General features: G+C 66.6%; 19 protein-coding genes. 13 read left to right on the forward strand and 6 right to left on the reverse strand.

The features are described 5' to 3' along the window. Nucleotides 1-68: 68 nt before the first annotated feature. Nucleotides 69-581, reverse strand: a complete 513-nt coding sequence (locus tag ACW176_RS12395; RefSeq protein ID WP_492109347.1) for a GNAT family N-acetyltransferase — start codon at nucleotides 579-581, stop codon at nucleotides 69-71. Nucleotides 582-644: 63 nt separating this feature from the next. Here ACW176_RS12395 and ACW176_RS12400 point away from each other — a divergent pair, with 63 nt between their 5' ends. The 6 genes from ACW176_RS12400 (at nucleotide 645) to dxs (ending at nucleotide 5,763) form a co-directional block, all read left to right on the forward strand. Next, nucleotides 645-1,565: a histone deacetylase family protein gene (locus tag ACW176_RS12400; RefSeq protein ID WP_419321476.1), complete on the forward strand. Its 921-nt coding sequence runs from the start codon at nucleotides 645-647 to the stop codon at nucleotides 1,563-1,565. Between the two features lie 35 nt (nucleotides 1,566-1,600). Then, nucleotides 1,601-2,224: a histidine phosphatase family protein gene (locus tag ACW176_RS12405; protein ID WP_492109348.1), complete on the forward strand. Its 624-nt coding sequence runs from the start codon at nucleotides 1,601-1,603 to the stop codon at nucleotides 2,222-2,224. Nucleotides 2,225-2,343: 119 nt separating this feature from the next. After that, nucleotides 2,344-2,601 carry an exodeoxyribonuclease VII small subunit gene (locus ACW176_RS12410; protein WP_419317594.1) on the forward strand — a complete coding sequence of 86 codons (258 nt, stop codon included), beginning with the start codon at nucleotides 2,344-2,346 and terminating at the stop codon, nucleotides 2,599-2,601. Continuing rightward, a complete protein-coding gene (locus ACW176_RS12415) occupies nucleotides 2,601-2,945 on the forward strand; it encodes a tRNA-binding protein (RefSeq protein ID WP_419317593.1) in 345 nt (114 codons plus the stop codon). The genes ACW176_RS12410 and ACW176_RS12415 overlap by 1 nt, the downstream gene beginning before the upstream one ends. Beyond that, entirely contained in the window at nucleotides 2,942-3,826 is an 885-nt protein-coding gene (locus tag ACW176_RS12420) for a polyprenyl synthetase family protein (RefSeq protein ID WP_419317592.1), read from the forward strand. The genes ACW176_RS12415 and ACW176_RS12420 overlap by 4 nt, the downstream gene beginning before the upstream one ends. 17 nt (nucleotides 3,827-3,843) lie before the next feature. Continuing rightward, complete coding sequence (gene dxs / locus ACW176_RS12425) at nucleotides 3,844-5,763, forward strand: 1-deoxy-D-xylulose-5-phosphate synthase (protein WP_492109349.1); 1,920 nt, start codon at nucleotides 3,844-3,846, stop codon at nucleotides 5,761-5,763. Here the strand turns inward: dxs and ACW176_RS12430 are convergent, their stop codons facing one another. The 5 genes from ACW176_RS12430 to flgF form a co-directional block, all read right to left on the reverse strand. Continuing rightward, nucleotides 5,764-6,237 (reverse strand): hypothetical protein, encoded by a 474-nt coding sequence (locus tag ACW176_RS12430; protein ID WP_492109350.1) that lies wholly within the window; start codon nucleotides 6,235-6,237, stop codon nucleotides 5,764-5,766. A 147-nt stretch (nucleotides 6,238-6,384) separates the two neighbouring features. Further along, the gene (flgH, locus tag ACW176_RS12435; protein WP_492057727.1) at nucleotides 6,385-7,116 is read right to left on the reverse strand and encodes a flagellar basal body L-ring protein FlgH; all 732 of its coding nucleotides are present in this window, start codon (nucleotides 7,114-7,116) and stop codon (nucleotides 6,385-6,387) included. 11 nt (nucleotides 7,117-7,127) lie between these two features. After that, nucleotides 7,128-7,877 carry a flagellar basal body P-ring formation chaperone FlgA gene (flgA, locus tag ACW176_RS12440; protein ID WP_492109351.1) on the reverse strand — a complete coding sequence of 250 codons (750 nt, stop codon included), beginning with the start codon at nucleotides 7,875-7,877 and terminating at the stop codon, nucleotides 7,128-7,130. A 4-nt stretch (nucleotides 7,878-7,881) separates the two neighbouring features. Further along, complete coding sequence (gene flgG, locus ACW176_RS12445; protein ID WP_419317587.1) at nucleotides 7,882-8,670, reverse strand: flagellar basal-body rod protein FlgG; 789 nt, start codon at nucleotides 8,668-8,670, stop codon at nucleotides 7,882-7,884. Nucleotides 8,671-8,683: 13 nt separating this feature from the next. Beyond that, complete coding sequence (gene flgF, locus ACW176_RS12450) at nucleotides 8,684-9,421, reverse strand: flagellar basal-body rod protein FlgF (protein ID WP_419317586.1); 738 nt, start codon at nucleotides 9,419-9,421, stop codon at nucleotides 8,684-8,686. Between the two features lie 225 nt (nucleotides 9,422-9,646). On the opposite strand from flgF, the gene fliL reads away from it, so the two are divergent. The 7 genes from fliL to pgl all read left to right on the forward strand — a co-directional run bounded on the left by fliL (nucleotide 9,647) and on the right by pgl (nucleotide 18,086). Beyond that, entirely contained in the window at nucleotides 9,647-10,282 is a 636-nt protein-coding gene (gene fliL, locus ACW176_RS12455) for a flagellar basal body-associated protein FliL (RefSeq protein ID WP_492109352.1), read from the forward strand. Between the two features lie 30 nt (nucleotides 10,283-10,312). Next, a complete protein-coding gene (gene fliM, locus ACW176_RS12460; protein WP_419317584.1) occupies nucleotides 10,313-11,455 on the forward strand; it encodes a flagellar motor switch protein FliM in 1,143 nt (380 codons plus the stop codon). Continuing rightward, entirely contained in the window at nucleotides 11,452-12,012 is a 561-nt protein-coding gene (locus ACW176_RS12465) for a DUF6468 domain-containing protein (RefSeq protein WP_492057721.1), read from the forward strand. The genes fliM and ACW176_RS12465 overlap by 4 nt, the downstream gene beginning before the upstream one ends. After that, complete coding sequence (locus tag ACW176_RS12470) at nucleotides 12,012-12,815, forward strand: MotE family protein (protein ID WP_419317582.1); 804 nt, start codon at nucleotides 12,012-12,014, stop codon at nucleotides 12,813-12,815. Before ACW176_RS12465 ends, ACW176_RS12470 begins: the two co-directional genes overlap by 1 nt. 7 nt (nucleotides 12,816-12,822) lie before the next feature. Next, nucleotides 12,823-15,693: a tetratricopeptide repeat protein gene (locus ACW176_RS12475; protein WP_492109353.1), complete on the forward strand. Its 2,871-nt coding sequence runs from the start codon at nucleotides 12,823-12,825 to the stop codon at nucleotides 15,691-15,693. Between the two features lie 243 nt (nucleotides 15,694-15,936). Continuing rightward, nucleotides 15,937-17,391, forward strand: coding sequence for a glucose-6-phosphate dehydrogenase (gene zwf / locus ACW176_RS12480; RefSeq protein ID WP_492109354.1), 1,455 nt, complete (start codon nucleotides 15,937-15,939; stop codon nucleotides 17,389-17,391). 2 nt (nucleotides 17,392-17,393) lie between these two features. After that, a complete protein-coding gene (gene pgl / locus ACW176_RS12485; protein ID WP_492109355.1) occupies nucleotides 17,394-18,086 on the forward strand; it encodes a 6-phosphogluconolactonase in 693 nt (230 codons plus the stop codon). Nucleotides 18,087-18,091 lie beyond the last annotated feature (5 nt).

Here is an 18,091-nt window from a genome sequence, read left to right on the forward strand (position 1 = left end):
GGCGCGGGCTTTCGAACAGATGTTCGGAGTGTGGAGGGTTCTTAAACGGGACGCAACGCCCGAACCGCTCAACCCCGCCGCAGAATGAACTCCAGATCCCTGATTTCGCCGACCGGGAAAAAGTACTCGCCGACCTTGGCGAACCCCAGCCGCTCATAAAGCCGCTGCGCGCCGAAATTCTCGGACCACACGCCGATCCACAGGGGGCGGGGGCCATCCTTCTCCAGCCACTCCAGCGCCGCGTTCATCAGCATGGAGCCCTTGCCGCCGCCCTGGTGGTCTTTCAGCACATAGATGCGCTTCAGCTCGCCATCGCCCGGTTGCACGTCGTCATGCGGCAGGTCGCAGGGACCGGCCAGGGCGTAGCCGATCGCCTCGCCGTCATCCTCCAGCAGCCAGGTGGCCTTGTCGGGATGCGCCAGATCGCTCCGGGTGCGCTCCAGCCCGTAGGCATAGGCGATGAAGGTCTCCAGATCCGCCGGCGGATACAGATAGTCGAAGGTCTGGATGAAGGTGCAGGCGCCCAGGCTGGAGACCGTGTCGGCGTCTTCAAGCGTGGCGCGGCGAAGGGAAAGGCTCATGTCTTGCTTGATAACCGCGATGGACCGGTTTCGTCCAATGGCTGTCCGCGCTACCGTCGGGCCATGAGCATCGCCCTGTTCACCCATTCCGACATGCTGGACCATCGGCCAGGCGACGGCCATGCCGAGCGGCCCGAACGGCTGCAGGCGGTGATCGACGCCCTGAGCGACGACGCCACGCTGGATCTGGAAACGCTCGAGGCGCCGCTGGTCGATATCGCCGACCTGGCCCTGGTGCATCCGCAGGCCTTCATCGACGCCGTGCTGGCTTCGGCCCCCAGCGCCGGCCGCCACGCCCTGGATCCCGACACCATCCTGACCCCTGGCAGCCTGGTCGCGGCGCGGCGAGCGGCCGGGGCGGCGGTTTCAGCCGTGCGCCAGATCGCGGCCGGGGAGGGGATGCGGGCCTTCTGCGCGGTGCGGCCGCCGGGCCATCACGCCGAGCCGGGCACGGCCATGGGCTTCTGCGTGTTCTCCAACGTGGCCGTCGCGGCGCGGGTGGCCCAGGCTTCGGGCCTTCGCCGGGTGGCCATCGTCGATTTCGACGTCCATCACGGCAACGGCACCCAGGCCGCGTTCGAGAACGACCCCACCGTCTTCTTCGCCTCGATCCACCAGTCGCCGCTGTATCCGGGCACCGGCGATCCGTCCGAGACCGGCCTGGGCAACATCGCCAACGCCATCGTGGCGCCGGGCGCGGCCCGTGAAACCTGGCGGGCGGGGTTCGAGGGGCTGATGGACAAGGTCGACGCCTTCTCGCCGGATCTGATTCTGGTGTCCGCCGGCTTCGACGCCCATGTCCGCGATCCGCTATCGGCCCAGAACCTGGAAGCCGAGGATTTCGCCTGGGCGACTCGGGCGATCGTCTCGGTCGCCAACGCCCGGTCGCGGGGCCGTATTGTTTCCTCGCTCGAGGGCGGCTACGACCTACAGGCGCTGGGGCGCTCAGCCGCCGCGCATGTCCGCGCTCTGCAGGAGGGATGAAGGGATCGACGGGCAGCCGTCGCTCTCTCGGGAACATGGCCGACGCAAGCAACGCCGACCACATCCTGGCCGAGACCCAGTCCGTCCGTTCCGGGGTCATCACCCTTGCCCGTCACGGCGAGCCGGCCCTGTCGCGCAAGGTGCGCTTCAACTGCGCCGCCTATGGCGAATGGTGGGCGCGCTATGAAGTGGGCGGACTGAAGCCCGGCCAGACGCCGCCGGCCTCCCTGGTCGAGACCGGCCGGCAGGCCAGCCTGGTCATCGCCTCGACCCGCCGCCGCTCGATCGAGACCGCCCAGGCCGTCTGCGAAGGTCGCGCCTTCTCCACCGATCCGCTGTTTATCGAGGCGCCGCTGCCGCCGCCGCCCTGGCCATCGTGGATCAAGATGAAGCCCAGCCATCTGGGATTCTTCGCCCGCTTCTGGTGGTGGTTCTTCAACCACCACGGCGGGCAGGAGACCCGGGTCCAGGCCGAGATCCGCTCTGACCAGGCCGCCGACCTGCTGATCGATCTGGCCGCCGGTGGACAGGACGTGCTGGTTCTGGCTCACGGCTTCTTCAACTGGATGATCGCCCGGTCGCTGAGAAAGAAGGGCGCGCGCCAGCTGCTCGACGAAGGCCACGCCTATTGGAGCGTCAAGCGCTTCACCCTGGCCTGAAGACCACGCTCCCGAGATGGGAGGGCGCATTCCGACTTCCCTTAACGACGGCCGCATTCTAGGTCGTTGCCCGTATCTTCCCGCCCCACTAGGGTGCGGCCGTTCTCCTCGGAGTTGAAATGACCGACGCCTCGAACGCCACGGATGGAGATCTCGCCGGACTGAGCTTCGAGCAGGCCCTGGCCGAGCTGGAAAAGATCGTGTCCGAGCTGGAGTCCGGCCAGGCGCCGCTGGAGCGGTCGATCGACATCTATGAGCGCGGCGCGGCCCTGAAGGCCCACTGCGAAAAGAAGCTCGAAGCCGCCCGCCTCAAGGTCGAAAAGATTGTTCTGGGCCAGGGCGGCGCGGTCAGCGCAGAGCCGGCGGACTTCGCCTGATGGCTTCAGCGCCGATCACCTATGACGACTTCGAGAAGGTCGATATCCGCATCGGCACCGTGACCCGGGCCGAGCCGTTTCCCGAAGCGCGCAAGCCCGCCTACAAGCTGACCATCGATTTTGGCCCGGCGATCGGGATCAAGCGCTCGTCGGCCCAGGTGACCAAGCACTACGCCCTGGACGATCTGGTCGGGCGCCGGATTGCGGCGGTGGTCAATTTTCCGCCACGTCAGATCGGTCCGGTGATGTCCGAGGTTCTGTGTCTGGGCTTTCCCGACGCTGAGGGTGACGTGGTGCTGGTCAGCGTGGATCGCGCCGCGCCGGACGGGGGGAAGCTGTTTTGATCGATCTGGAACGTCGCATTGTCCAGGCGGCCGACATCGTCACCGTGGCGCTCGACGAGCTGCTGCCCCGGGCCGACGGCCCCGAGAGTCGGCTGACCGAGGCCATGCGCTATGCGGCCCTGGGGCCGGGCAAGCGGCTGCGGCCGTTCTTCGCCCTCGAAACCGGCAAGATGTTCGACCTGCCCGAGCGACCGGTGCTGCGCGCCGCCTGCGCCCTGGAATGCATCCACGCCTACAGCCTGGTGCATGACGACCTGCCGGCCATGGACAACGACGACGTCCGTCGGGGCCGTCCGACCGTGCACATCCAGTATGACGAGGCGACCGCGATCCTGGCGGGCGACGCCCTGCAGACCGCCGCCTTCGAGATCATGGCCCACCCCGACACCCACGATGACGGCCATATCCGCGCCGAACTGGTGCGCAAGCTGGCCATCGCCTCGGGCGCCAAGGGCATGGCGGGTGGTCAGATGATCGACATTCTGGGCGTTCGCGACGATCTGGGGGCCGTGGCCCGCATGCAGCGTCTGAAAACCGGCGCGCTTATCGCCTTCGCCTTCGAAATTCCGCTGATCATCGCCCGGGCAAAAGATTCCGAGCGCGCCGCCCTGATGGGCTTCGCCCAGGACCTGGGTCTGGCCTACCAGATCGTCGACGACATTCTGGACGCCGAGGGCGACGAAGCCGTGCTGGGCAAGGCCGCAGGCGGCAAGGACGCCGCCATGGGCAAGACCAACTATGTCACCCTCCTGGGCCTCGACGCAGCCAAGGAACGGGCCACGCTTCTGGCTGCTCAAACCAAGTCTCACCTCGATATTTTCGGCGAACGCGCCAATCATCTGCGCCGCAGCGTTGATTTCGTGCTGGACCGGCGCAACTGACCGCGCTTTCTTCGGACATGACCACCGTGACTCCTCTTCTCGACAAGATCGCCTCGCCCGCCGATACGCGCGGTTTTTCCGTGGCTGAACTGAAGCAACTGGCCAGCGAGGTGCGCGCCGAAACCATCGACGCAGTGTCGGTGACCGGCGGGCATCTGGGCGCGGGCCTGGGGGTGGTTGAACTGACCGTCGCCCTTCACCACGTCTTCGAGACGCCCAAGGACATCCTGATCTGGGACGTCGGCCACCAGGCCTATCCGCACAAGATCCTCACGGGGCGCCGCGACCGTATCAAGACCCTGCGTCAGGGCGGCGGCCTGTCAGGCTTCACCAAGCGGGCCGAAAGCGAATACGACCCGTTCGGCGCGGCCCATGCGGCCACCTCGATCTCGGCGGCGCTGGGTTTCTGCGCGGCGCGGGACCAGAAGGGCGAGACCAACAAGGTCGTGGCCGTGATCGGCGACGGCTCGATGAGCGCTGGCATGGCCTATGAGGCGATGAACGCGGCGACCGACACCACCAAGCAACTGACCGTCATCCTCAACGACAACGACATGTCGATCGCCCCGCCGGTCGGCGGGATGAGCGCCTATCTGGCCAATCTGGTTTCGGGCGGCGCCTACCGGAAGGTTCGCAAGCTCGGCAAGACCGTGGTCGAGAAGCTGCCGACTCCGATGCGCGAAGCGGCTCGCAAGGCCGAGGAATATGCCCGCGGCATGGTCACCGGCGGCACCTTCTTCGAAGAACTGGGCTTCCACTATGTCGGCCCGATCGACGGCCACGACATGGACGCCCTGGTCAGCGTGCTGAAGAACGCCCGCGAGTTCCAGGACAAGCCGGTGCTGGTCCACGTCGTCACCCAGAAGGGCAAGGGCTATGCCCCGGCCGAGGGCGCTGACGACAAGCTGCACGCCGTGGTCAAGTTCGATGTCGTCACCGGCCAGCAGCACAAGGCCGCCGCCGGCCCGCCCAGCTACACCAAGGTGTTCGCCCAGGAACTGGTCAAGCAGGCGCAGCACGACTCCAAGATCGTCGCCATCACGGCGGCCATGCCCTCAGGCACGGGTCTGGACATCTTCCAGAAGGCGTTCCCGGAACGCACCTTTGACGTCGGCATCGCCGAGCAGCACGCGGTGACCTTCGCCGCCGGCCTCGCCGCTGACGGCATGAAGCCTTTCGCGGCGATCTATTCGACCTTCCTGCAGCGGGGCTATGACCAGGTCGTCCACGACGTGGCCATCCAGCGCCTGCCCGTGCGCTTCGCCATGGACCGCGCCGGTCTGGTCGGCGCAGACGGCCCCACCCACGCCGGCACCTTTGACGTCGGCTTCATGGGCGCTTTGCCGGGCATGATCCTGATGGCCGCCGCCGACGAGCTGGAACTGGCCCGCATGGTCGCCACCGCCGTCGAGATCGACGACCGACCCAGCGCGTTCCGCTATCCGCGCGGCGAGGGCCTTGGCCTCGACATGCCGATCGGCCGCGCCGACCCGCTGGAGATCGGCAGGGGGCGCGTCGTCCGCGAGGGGACCAGCGTCGCCATCGTCTCGTTCGGCACCCGCCTGGGCGAAAGCCTGAAGGCTGCCGACCTGCTGGCCGCGCGGGGCCTGTCGGCCACCGTCTGCGACGCCCGCTTCGCTAAGCCGCTGGACATCGACCTGCTGTTGCGGCTGGCCCGCGAGCATGAAGCCATCATCACAGTCGAAGAAGGCGCCATGGGCGGTTTCGGCGCCTTCGTGCTGCAGGCCCTGGCCGAGCACGGCGCGCTGGATCGCGGGCTGAAGATCCGCACCCTGGTGTTGCCCGATATCTTCCAGGATCAGGACAAGCCCGATGTCATGTACGCCCAGGCGGGTCTCGACGCCGAGGGCATCATGCGCGGCGCCTTGTCGGCGCTGGGGATCGACAATATCTCGGCGGCGGGCCGCCGGGCCTGATCAGGCCGCGGCGCACGACCTGAAGAACGCTTTCACCTGTCCCTCGTCTTCACGCCTAGCGTGGAGATTGTACCGCTCGCCGTTCGTCAGGATGGTGAGGTCGCCGGTGTGCTGAAAGCCGGCCAGGGCAGGGGCGCTGATCCGGCCGCGCGCTTCCAGCAGGCCGGTCTCGACCAGAGCGCTGCCGGCCTTCTCGGCGGTGAATCGGCTTTCGATGTGGGCGGACGCCAAGGCGATCTCGCGGCCCTTGAGGCCCACGGCTGAAATCTGGACGCTGTCAGCCCCCGGCGAACAGCTGAGCATCAGGATCACATCGTCAGTGGAAGGCCGGCCATAGGCCAAGCGCGAGGCGTCGCCGGCGTCGCTGAGGAACACCCAACGGTAGCCGCTGTCGGCGACCGTCTCGTGGTCGCAGCCCGCCAGGCCTGCGGCCAGAAGTCCCACAACGGCAAGTGCGGCGAGCGGACGTCCCATGGCGGTTCTCCTGCCTGGAACAACGTGGCCGGAGCGCTGGAGTTTCGCTGGGTCCAGAAACACTTCAGACGCGGACACCCTGGGGGGCCGCGCCTGAAGGTCTTGGTGGGGACGGACCGGTTCTTGCGCGAACCGCCCGTGGTCGGATCAGAAGGGCGAGAAGCGTTCCACCAGGGCCTGGCCGGCCGGGGTCTTCTGGACGCGGCTGATGTCGCCACGGCCGCCGTAGCTGATGCGGGCTTCGGCGATCTGGGTGTGCTTGATGGTGTTGGCCGAGGAAATGTCTTCCGGACGGACGATGCCGGCGACCGTCAGTTGGCGCAGTTCGGCATTGGTGCGCACTTCCTGCGTGCCCTGGATGATCATGTTGCCGTTGGGCATGACCTGGCTGACCACGGCGGCGATCGTCAGGCTGATCTTCTCCGACCGGCTGACGCTGCCGCCGCCTGCGTTGGTGAAGGTGGAGTTGGTGCCGATGGCGTTGGCCGGATCGAAGCCGCCCGGCAGGATCTTGCCGAGGCTGGATTCCAGACCCAGGAAGTTGCTGACGCCGGCCTGGGTGGTGGAGGCGCGGTTGCTGGCCGAGTTGTTCTTGGTGCTGGCGCTGTCGTCGATATCGATCTGGACGGTCAGAATGTCGCCGATCTTGCTGGCGCGCTGGTCGTTGAAGAAGGCGCGGGCGCCGACCCGCCACAGCGAGTTGGCGGACGCCGCCTGGGGCGTCTGGTCGCGCGAGGCGACGAATTGCTGGGTCATCGGCGCCAGCTGGGCGGGATAGCCGACGGGGGCCAGTTCAGGGCCCTTCACGGCTTCAGTGACGGTCGAGCAGGCGGCGAGCGGGGCGAGCAGGGCGAGGGCGGCGATCAGGGCGGGGCGCATGCGAATGACCTCTAGCGAGCGGCGTAACGGACTGATGATCGGTTTTGCAAGGACTGCGCCTGCGGACCGACCATCGCGGAACCAGGACCGGTCGCGACCGCCTGGATAATCTTCTTGGACAGTGAGTTCTGGACGGAGACCAGGTCGCCGGCGGCGGCGGCCGACATGGCTTTTCCTTGCAGGGCAAGGGAAACGCCGCCGTTTTCGTAGGTCACGGTGATGATGTCGCCGTTCTTGATCACCTGGGCGGCGGACACATCGCGCAGCGAGGCTGCGGCGCCTTCACGCAGGGGGCGCTTGGCGCTCATGCCGATCAGCGCGTCGGCGTCCTGGGGCGCATCGCTGGGCGAGGCGGCCATCTTTACCCAGATCAGATCCTGGGGCTGCACGATCTCGCCAGCCGTCAGGCTGCGGGCATAGGCAAGAACTTCCACATTGCCCCTGGCGCGAACCACGCCGCCGCTTGCGCCGCCGCCATCGGCGCCCTGGCGGACGATAATCCGGCGCAGGCCTTGCGAATTGCTCCAGTCCAGGCCGGCGCGGCGAGCGGCCGATTGCACCTGGCCGGCGTCGAGAACGGTGGTGGCGCCGATGCGGGTGGCGACCAGGATGTCCGAGGTCGACCCCGCTCCGTCGAACAGGTCGCCCAGGGTGACGCGGCCGTCGGCGTCGGTGGTGTCCATCTTCAGCGAAACGGTCTGTCCGGCGAGCGCGGGACCGGCGAGAGCCAGGGCGCAGACGGTGATCAGGAGGCGCTTCATGAGCCTAGGACCTCAGCTGCGAGGTGGCCTGGAGCATCTGGTCGGCCGTGGTGATGACCTTGGAGTTCATCTCGTAAGCGCGCTGGGCGACGATCAGGGCGGTGATTTCGCTGACTGCGTCGACGTTCGAGGACTCCGTGTAGTTCTGCAGCAGGGTGCCGAAGCCGGGCTGGCCGGGAGCGGCGATGTTGGCCGGACCCGAACCACCGGTCTCCATGAACAGGTTGTCGCCGATGGCTTCCAGACCACCTTCGTTCATGAAGTTGGCCAGCTCGAGCTGGCCGATGGTCTGGGGCGCGGTCTGACCCTGCAGGGTCACCTGGACCAGGCCGGTCTTGCCGATGGTGATGGCGGTGGCGTTCTGCGGAACGGTCAGGCCGGGCTGCACCGCATAGCCGTCGTCGGTGACGATCTGGCCCTGGTCATTGGTCGAGAAGTTGCCGGCGCGGGTATAGGCCGTCTCGCCCGAAGGCATCAGGATCTGCAGGTAGCCCTTGCCCTGGATGGCCACGTCCAACTCGTTGTTGGTCATGGTGGGGGTGCCCTGCTCGGTGATCCGGTAGACCGAGCCGGCCTTCACGCCGCCACCGATCTGGACGCCGGTGGGCACGACATTGCCGTCGCTGGACGACTGGGCGCCGGCCCGTTCGATGGTCTGGTAGAGCAGGTCCTGGAACTCGGCCCGCTGACGCTTGAAGCCAACCGTATTCATGTTGGCGATGTTGTTCGAGATGACCTCGACGTTCAGCTGTTGGGCTGACATGCCGGTCGCGGCGGTGCGCAGAGCTTGCATCGTCTAGTTTCCCTTAGTTGGCTTTGCCGAGGCGCTCGACGGCGGAGCGCGTCAGTTCGGCGGCGTTGTCCATCATCTTGGCCATGCTCTCGTAGGCGCGCTGCACCTCGATCAGCTTGGTGATCTGGACGACGGACTGGACGTTGGAGGATTCCAGCATGCCTTGGTGCACGACGGCGTTGGGCGCCTGCTGGAGGGTGGCGTTGGCGGTGTTGCGATAGAGGTTGTCGCCGTCCTTGCTGAGCGAGGACAGGTCGTCGGCGCGAACCACGGCGATCTTGCCGACGCTCAGCTGACCCTGGCTGACGATGCCGTCTTTGCCGATGGTGACGGGCCCTTGCTTGGGGTCGATGAGGATCTCAGTGCCGCCCTCGTCCAGCACGGGATTGCCGGTCTGGGTGACCAGCTTGCCTTCGGGGTTGGTCGTGAAGCGGCCGTCGCGCGTGTAGCGCTCGCCGCCCGCCGTCTGGACCTTGAAGAAGCCCTGGCCCTCGATGGCCACATCAAAGTCGCCGCCGGTCTTGGTCATGGCGCCTTGGGTGAAATCACGCGCCACGCCGTCGTCGAGCACGAACTTGACGGGATTGGTCCCGCCCAGGGTCCGGGCCGGCTTGGCGGCTTCCGTCCGGACCATCAGGTCCTCGGTCTTGAAGCCCGTCGTGTTGGCGTTGGCGATGTTGTTCGCGACGATGTCCAGCTCGCGGCGGAGCGTCATCTGGCGCGAAAGGCCCACATACAGCGCGTTGTCCATGACGAGTTAACTCGGGCGGCTGGCGCGACAAATGCGCCGCAGTCCTATCAGCAACCTTCGTGCCAACGTCAAAAAGTCAGCAAAAACAAACAATAGGAAGGTTAACGCGGGGGTGTTGGGCGGAGTCTGCCGGGTGGATTCTGCCTGCGACGAATTGGCCTCCAAAACACATCGTTAACCATGGTCGCGCATGAGTACGGGGGTAGATTCCAAGGAACCGCGCGCGTGGCCAAAAAACCCCCCAAGGAAGCTCCCGCCCCCGAAGGCGAAGAGGGCGCTGTCGAGGGCGAAGCACCAGCCAAGAAGAAGCCGCCGATCGTTCTGATCGCGGCCGCTGCTGGCGTGCTCGTACTGGGCGGTGGCGGCGCTGCAGCCTTCTTCCTGATGAAACCCAAGCCGCCAGAAGCCCATGGTGAAAAGGGCGCTGAAGAGCACGGCAAGGAAAAGAAGGAAAAAAAGGAAAAGAAGGACGACAAGAAAAAGGAAGGCGACCACGGCGCCGCCGCTGGCACCGAGGGCGCGGCCGGCGTGCCGGTGATCAAGGAAGGGCCCGACGGGATCGTCTTCTACACCCTGCCTGACATCGTCGTGAACATGCAGACCGCCGACGGCAAGTCGACCTTCCTGAAGCTGAAGCTGACCTTCGAGCTGCCCGACGAGGAAACGGCCGAGGTTCTGACGCCGAATCTGCCCAGGCTGCAGGACATGTTCCAGACCTTCCTGCGCGAGCTGCGTCCGGAAGACCTGAACGGTAGCCAGGGCACCTACCAACTCCGCGTCGAGTTGCTGCGTCGGGTCAATCTCGTCGCCGCGCCGTCAAAGGTGAACGCCGTCCTGATCGAGGAGATGCTGATCAACTAGCTCCCTAGGGAGCTGGCTGGGCAAACCAACATGGCGGACGAACTCGACGATCAGGCCGCGATGGCCCAATGGGCTTCGCAGAACCCTCCGGGCGGGGCCGAGGGCGGCGGGGCTGCGAGCGAATTCGGCGATTTCAGCGGCGGCATGGGCGGTGGCGGCTGGGACGACGGCGGCGGCGACATGGCGGGGTCCGAGCGGATCCTGAACCAGGACGAAATCGACAGCCTGCTAGGCTTTGACCTGTCGGGTGACGGCAACGACGACCGCACCGGCATTCGTGCGATCATCAACTCGGCGCTGGTCAGCTACGAGCGCCTGCCGATGCTCGAAATCGTCTTCGACCGCCTGGTGCGGTTGATGACCACCAGCCTGCGCAATTTCACCAGCGACAACGTCGAGGTCAGCCTCGACAACATCAGCTCGATTCGTTTCGGCGACTATCTGAACTCGATCCCGCTGCCGGCCATCCTGGCGGTGTTCCGGGCCGAGGAACTGGACAACTACGGCCTGCTGACGGTCGATTCCAACCTGATCTACTCGATCGTTGACGTGCTGCTGGGCGGCCGTCGCGGCACGGCGGCCATGCGCATCGAAGGTCGCCCCTACACCACCATCGAGCGGGTGCTGGTGCAGCGGATGATCGAAGTGGTCCTGCACGACCTGAAGGCCGCGTTCGAACCGCTGCATCCGGTCTCGTTCTCGCTGGATCGTCTGGAGACCAACCCACGCTTCGCCGCCATCGCCCGGCCCGCCAACGCCGCGATCCTGGTCAAGCTTCGCATCGACATGGAAGACCGCGGCGGCCGTATCGAACTGCTGCTGCCCTATGCGACGCTGGAGCCCATCCGCAAGATGCTGCTGCAGCAGTTCATGGGCGAGAAGTTCGGCCGCGACAACATCTGGGAAGGCCACTTGGCCACCGAGCTCTGGACCACCCAGATGGAGGTCCGCGCCGTTCTCGACGAGCAGCAGTTGCCGCTGTCAAAGGTGCTGAACCTTCAGGTCGGCGACACCATGATGCTGAACGCCACGCCGGATAGTCTGGTCGAGCTGCGCGCCGGGGCGATCCCGCTGACGCGCGGTCGCATGGGACGTCGCAATCACTCCATCGCCATCCGCGCCGAGGCGCCGCTGTCGCCTGCGGCCAAGAAAGCGGTTCAAAAGCTGAAATGAGCCTCGTCGCCGTCGCCATGAATGGTTTGCTCGCGGTGCTGCTGATTGTGGCCCTGGGCTTTGGCTGGCGCCTTGAGCGTCGCCTCAAGGCCCTGCGCGACAGCCATGTCGGCTTCGCCAAGGCCGTGGCCGACCTGGATCAAGCCGCCGCTCGCGCCGAGCAGGGCCTGGCTGATCTGCGCGCCGCCACCGACGAGGCTTCCGAAGCCCTGGCCGATCGCATCGAGCGCGCCACAGTCCTCGCCGCCAAGCTCGACGAGCGCCTCAATCGACCAATGGTGACCCCGCCTCCTGCCGCCGCCTCGGCCCCTGTGGCTGCGCGCATGGAGGCCTCCGAGCCGAAGGCGGATCGCCGCCTCAAGGCCGAGGATTTCGAGCGCCTGCTGGATCGCGAAGCCAAGGCCAGTCGGCCAATCGAGTCTTCCGCGCGCGCCAACCTCGACCCGCGACCCAGTGTCGCCAAGGAAACCCCGCGTTCACGAGCGCGGGTTGATGATGACCTCTTCGAGGGCCCGGTCGATCCGCCGCGTCCCGGACCCAGTTTCAGAGCCCGGTGATGAAGAACATTCCTCGTATTCTCCCGCTCGTCGGCGTCGCCGTTGGCGGCGTTCTGGCCGTTAACGCCCTGGCCGGCGCCAAGTCGCTGCCGGACATGCTCGGTGGCGCCAAGGCCTTTGCTGAGGGTGTGGTCAAACCGGACGCCAAGGCCGAACACGGCGAAGAGGCAAAGTCGGCCGAGTCTGCTGGTCATGACGCCGCCGCCTCGGCGGCCTCGTCGGTTCCGCCCCGCGTTTGCGCCCCTTCGGTGACCGATCTGGCCCGAGAGGCCGGTCTGTCGCCCGCTGAACTGCGCATCCTGCAAAGCCTGGGCGCGCGTCGCGGCCAACTGGACCAGCGCGAGCAGGACATTGACGTGCAACTGCAATTGCTGGCCGCCGCCGAGGCCAAGCTGGACGCCAAGGTCAAGGCGCTGAACGGCCTCAAGGGCGATATCCAGGGGCTTCTCGGCCAGGCTGACAGCCAGAAGTCGGCCGAGGTCGACCGCATGGTCACCGTATTCTCGAGCATGAAGCCCAAGGACGCCGCCGCGCGGATGACGATCCTGGAAGATTCGGTTCGTCTGCCGATCGCCGCCAAGATGAAGGAGCGCACGCTCAGCCTGATCCTGGCGAACATGACCCCGGTCGACGCCAAGGCCCTGACGGAGCGTCTGGCCAACCGCTTCGCCAACGACGTGATCAACAAGGGCAAGGCCGCGATTGCCGAGAACGGAGCGCCTGCGGCCGACGCGAACGCCCAGGGCAAGCAGGCGTCCGCCGCGCCGCTGGCGGGCGCCGCTGCGCCCAAGAAGGCCGGTTAGGCGTTCCATGAGCCTTCGCGCGATCCTGCGGTCCAGCGTCGCGGCGGTTTGCATCGCCAGCGTGGCGGCGCCGTCGGTCAACGCCGCCGGTCCGGTCGCCGCGTCGCGTGGCGCCCTCGACGTGCGTGTTGCTCAGGCGGCCCAGTTCAGCCGTCTGGAGTTCCATTGGGCCGGCGGCGCCCGCATGACGTCAAAGCGCGACGGTCAGGTCCTGACCCTGCGCTTCAATCGCGACGCCAATCCCGACATGTCGACCCTGCGGCTGAATCCGCCGCGCTGGGTGAAATCCGCCGAGGCCCGTCATACGGGCGGGGTGCTGGAAATTATCGTCACCCTGGCCGACGACGCTGAGGCCCGCGTCGGCAATGCGGACGGCGCCGACTTCGTCAATATCTTTGCCCGTGCGGGCGCCATGGCCGACGTCGCCCACTCGCCGGCGCACGTCGCCCCGGTCGGCCGTCCCAATCCCATGCCGCCGGGCGGCGTGGTCAAGGCGGAATACGAAAAGGTCGATGGCCAGGTGCGGCTGGCCTTCAACTGGGCCGCGCCGTCCGGCGCCGCCGTGTTCCGTCGCGGCGAGGCGGTCTGGGTGGTGTTTGATACCCCCGCTCGCCTGGACATCTCAAAGATTCCGGGCTCCAGCGCCCATTATTCCAGGATCCAGGTCTTCAAAGGCGCCGACTACAGCGCCCTGCGCATCGTCACGCCGGTCGGCACGCCCTATTACGCCGAGGGGCAGGGTGGTCAGTGGTCGATCAGCCTGGGCGCCGGTTCGCAGGCTACGCCCGACTCCATCCGCGTGGCCCGGGATGAGACCGTCACACCCGCTACCCTGACTGCGGCCCTGGCCGGCGTCACCAAGGCCGTCTGGGTCAATGATCCCGCCGTTGGCGACCGCCTTCTTGTCGCGCCGGCCTTGGCGCCGTCCAAGGGCCTGCCGTCGCGCCGTGAATATGTCGAGATGGCGCTGCTGCCCTCCGCCCAGGGTCTGGCCGCGGAAACCTATGCCAGTGACCTGATGGTCTCGATCGATGGCGACCTGTTACGCATCGGTCGGCCCAAGGGGCTGGTGCTCTCGCCGCTGTCTGCCGCCAAGGCTCCGGAAGAGGCCGCCGCCGGCGCCCCGCAACCGATGGCCATGCCGGCGCTGATCGATCTCGACAACTGGCCCAAGACCGGGTCGGGCGGGTTCCTGGCGCGCTATAATGCGCTGCAGGGCGCCATCTCCGCAGCGGGGGAGGGTGAAGACAAGAGCGGCGACATCGGCGCCCGCATGGCTTTGGCGCGGTTCCTGGTCGGCTCCGGGATGTCCTATGAGGCCATAGGGGTTCTCAACGCCGCAGCCCGCAAGCACCAGACGCTGATGGGCGACGCCGAGTTCCGTGGTCTGCGCGGCGTGGCGCGGGTGATGGCCAATCGTTTGGCCGAAGCCGAAACTGATTTTGCGTCGCCCGTCCTGGCTGACGACGCTTCAAGTGCGCAGTGGCGTGGCTATATCGCCGCCCAGCAGGGCGAGTGGGTCGACGCGCGCCAGAAATTCGCCACCGGCGGCCGGGCGCTCGACCTTTTTCCGGCGCTCTGGCGCGCGCGCTTCCAGCATGCCCAGGCCAAGGCGGCGCTGGGGACCGGCGATCTTGTTGGCGCCGCGCGCCTGGTCGCTGACGCTTTGAGCCAGCCCAAGATCCCTGTTGAGGACCAGCTTGATATTCGTCTGACCCAGGCGCGCATCTTTGAGGCCAAAGGCGAGAAGAGCCGCGCCCTGCGCATGTTCCAGGCCATCGCCAAGGCGCCGATAGATCGCATCGCCGCGCCCGCCATGCTGCATGCGACCCAGATCCGGCTTGCCAAGGGCCAGATCGACGCGGCGGCCGCAGCCAGCGAGCTCAATCAGCTTCGCTTCCGCTGGCGCGGCGACGGCGTCGAACTGGAGACCATTCGCGGTCTGGGCAAGCTGTTCATCGACCAGGGCCGCTATCGCGAGGCGCTGGAGGTTCTGCACTCGGCCGGGAACAACCAGCCCGATCACCCGGAGGCGATCGGGCTGCGCAGGGACCTCAATGGTGCGTTCCGGGCGCTGTTCCTCGACGGCCTAGCCGACGGCATGCAGCCGATCCAGGCCGTCGGCCTGTTCTATGATTTCCAGGACCTGACCCCGCTGGGCGCTGACGGCGACCAGATGGTGCGCAATCTCGTGCGCCGCCTGGTGGATGTCGACCTGCTGGATGAAGCCGGCAAGTTGCTGAAATATCAGGTCGACAACCGTCTCGACGGTGTGCCCAAGGCCCAGGTGGCGACGGACCTGGCCTGGATCTATCTGATGAACAAGCAGCCCGAGAGCGCGCTGCAGGCCATCAACGAGAGCCGCACCACGATCCTGCCGCCGGCCTTGAACGCCGAGCGTCGCCTGGCCACGGCGCGTGCCTATATGGGTCTTGGCCGCTACGACGCGGCGCTTGAACTGGTCGAGAACGACAACAGTCGTGACTCCCAGGATATCCGCGCCGAGATCGCCTGGAAGCAGCGCACCTGGCCAGCCGCCGCCACCCTTTATGAAAAGTCGCTGGGCGACCGGTGGAAGGGTCCGGGGGCTCTGGCCGCTGGTGAGGAAGCCCGGCTGTTGCGCGCAGGGGTGGCCTATAGCCTGGCCGACGACGATGTATCACTTGGCCGTCTGCGTCAGCGCTATTCCGGCTTTGTCGAGGGCGCGCGCAATCCCGAGGGGCTGCGTGTCGCCCTGTCGGGCATGAACGTCGAATCGCTGTCGAGCGCTGACTTTGGTCGCGTGACGGCCGACAACGAGGCGTTCGGCGGATGGGTGGCCAAGATGAAGGACCGCTTCCGGGCGGCCCGCCCTGCCGGATCGCCCGCGCGGGGCTAGCCCGCAAGGAAATTTCGCCGGATCTCCGAAATCGTCGCCACTCCGCAACCCGCGTGCCCAACGCGCCGCTGAGCGCGCGACAATCATCCCGTAAAACGCGATTGGTCTTATGGCGAGCCTCGCGCGTTTGGCCTAGTTAGAGCGCCGCCCGACTTCCCGGGCGGAACGTCGGTGACAGCGGCTTGCCAAGCTTGAGCAAGCGTGTCATGACAACGTTGTCATAGGGTGGAAGATCTAGTGAATATGACCAACGACGGCGAAAATGGCCGTGATGTTCTGGTGCTGCTTGGCGGCGCTGGGGATCTGGCGCTGCGCATGCTGCTGCCTTCGCTCTATTTTCTGGAGGTCGACCGCCTTCTGTCGCACGATCTGAGGATCGTCGCCGTCGCGCGCGGCGAGGGAGATGGTGCCAGCTACAAGGCGCTGGTTCGCGAGCAGCTGGGCAAGCGCGCCACTGTCGAGGAAGCCGCCTGGAACCGCCTGGCGGCCCGGCTGGACTACCTTTCCGTCGACATGACCAAGGACGAGGGGGCGGCCAAGCTGGCCGAGCGCATCGGCGAGTACGGCTCGCTGGTGGTGTATTTCGCCCTGTCGCCCAGCCTCTACGGCCCGGTCTGCAACGCCCTCCAATCCGCTGGCCTTACGGGTCCGAAGTCCCGTCTGGTCCTCGAAAAGCCTATCGGCCGCGACCTGGAAAGCTCGCGCAAGACCAACGCTGCGGTTGGGGCCGTGGTCGGCGAAGAGCAGATCTTCCGCATCGATCACTACCTGGGCAAGGAAACGGTCCAGAACCTGACGGCCCTGCGCTTTGCCAACGTGCTGTTCGAGCCGCTCTGGGATCGCAACACGATCGACCACGTCCAGATCACCATCGCCGAGACTGAAAAGGTCGGTGATCGCTGGCCCTATTACGACGAATACGGCGCGCTGCGGGACATGGTGCAGAACCATATGCTGCAGCTCCTTTGCCTTGTCGCCATGGAGGCGCCCTCCGGTTTCGATCCGGACGCCGTGCGTGACGAGAAGGTCAAGGTTCTTCGCAGCCTGCGGCCCTTCAACAAGGACACTGTGGCCCATGACACGGTGCGTGGTCAGTACGTGGCCGGCGTCGTCGAAGGCGGCGCGCGCGAGGGCTATCTGCAGGAAGTCGGCAAGACCACCCGGACGGAGACCTTCGTGGCGATGAAGGTGGCGATCGACAACTGGCGCTGGGACGGCGTGCCGTTCTTCCTGCGCACCGGCAAGAACCTGCCCGACCGCCGCACCCAGATCGTCGTGCAGTTCAAGGCGCTGCCGCACAACATCTTCGGTCAGGCGACGGATGGGGACCTTTTCTCCAACCGTCTGGTCATCGATCTGCAGCCCGACGAGAATATCGTCCTGACCCTGATGAACAAGCGTCCGGGACTGTCAGAAGAGGGCATGCGTCTGCAATCACTGCCGCTGTCGCTGTCGTTCAGCCAGAGCGGCGGCCGTCGCCGGATCGCCTACGAAAAGCTGTTCCTCGATGTTTTCCGTGGCGACCGCACCCTGTTCGTGCGTCGCGACGAGGTCGAACAGGCCTGGAAGTTCATCGATGGCGTGTCGGCTGCCTGGGCCGCCGCCAATATCGAGCCCGCACCCTATGCGGCGGGCACCTGGGGACCGCACTCCTCAACGGGTCTGATTTCGCCCGGCGGCCGAGCCTGGAAGGCCTGATCATGAACCAGCCCCAGATCGAAACCTTCAACACGCGTGAAGACCTCTACGACGCCGCCGCCTCGGTGCTGGCGTCGACCCTGACCATCGCCGTCGCCAAGCGTGGCCAGGCCGGCTTCGCGGCGACGGGCGGCACCACGCCGGCGCCCGTGTACGACCGCCTGGCGACCATGATCGCGCCCTGGGACAAGATCGTGGTGACGCTGAGCGACGACCGCTTCGTGCCGCCGTCTCACGCGGGCAGCAACGAAGGTCTGGTCCGCCGCCATCTGCTGGTCGGCGAAGCGGCCAAGGCCCAGTTCGCCCCGCTCTATTTCGCGGGCGTCAGCCAGGAAGACTCCGCCTTGAAGGCCGAGGCCGGCGTCGCCGCCGCCATGCCGTTCGGGGCGGTGCTGCTCGGCGTCGGGGCCGATGGCCACTTCGCCTCGCTCTTTCCGGGCTCGCCCGTTCTGGCTCAGGGGCTGGATCCCGCGTCGGAACGTCTGGTCGTGGCCGCGCCCGCTGGCTCGCCTGCGCCCGATATTCCTCGCCTCAGCCTGACCTTTGCGGCTCTGACCCGCGCCGATCTGATCGTGTTGCTGGTGACCGGCGAGGCCAAGCGCGCCCTGTTGGCCGGGCCCATCGATCCGGCCCTGCCGGTCGCGTCCATCCTCAAACAGGACCGCGCCAGGGTCCGCATCCTGTGGGCGGAGTAGTCGTC

The organism is Caulobacter sp. FV1ye13L, from assembly GCF_058681155.1.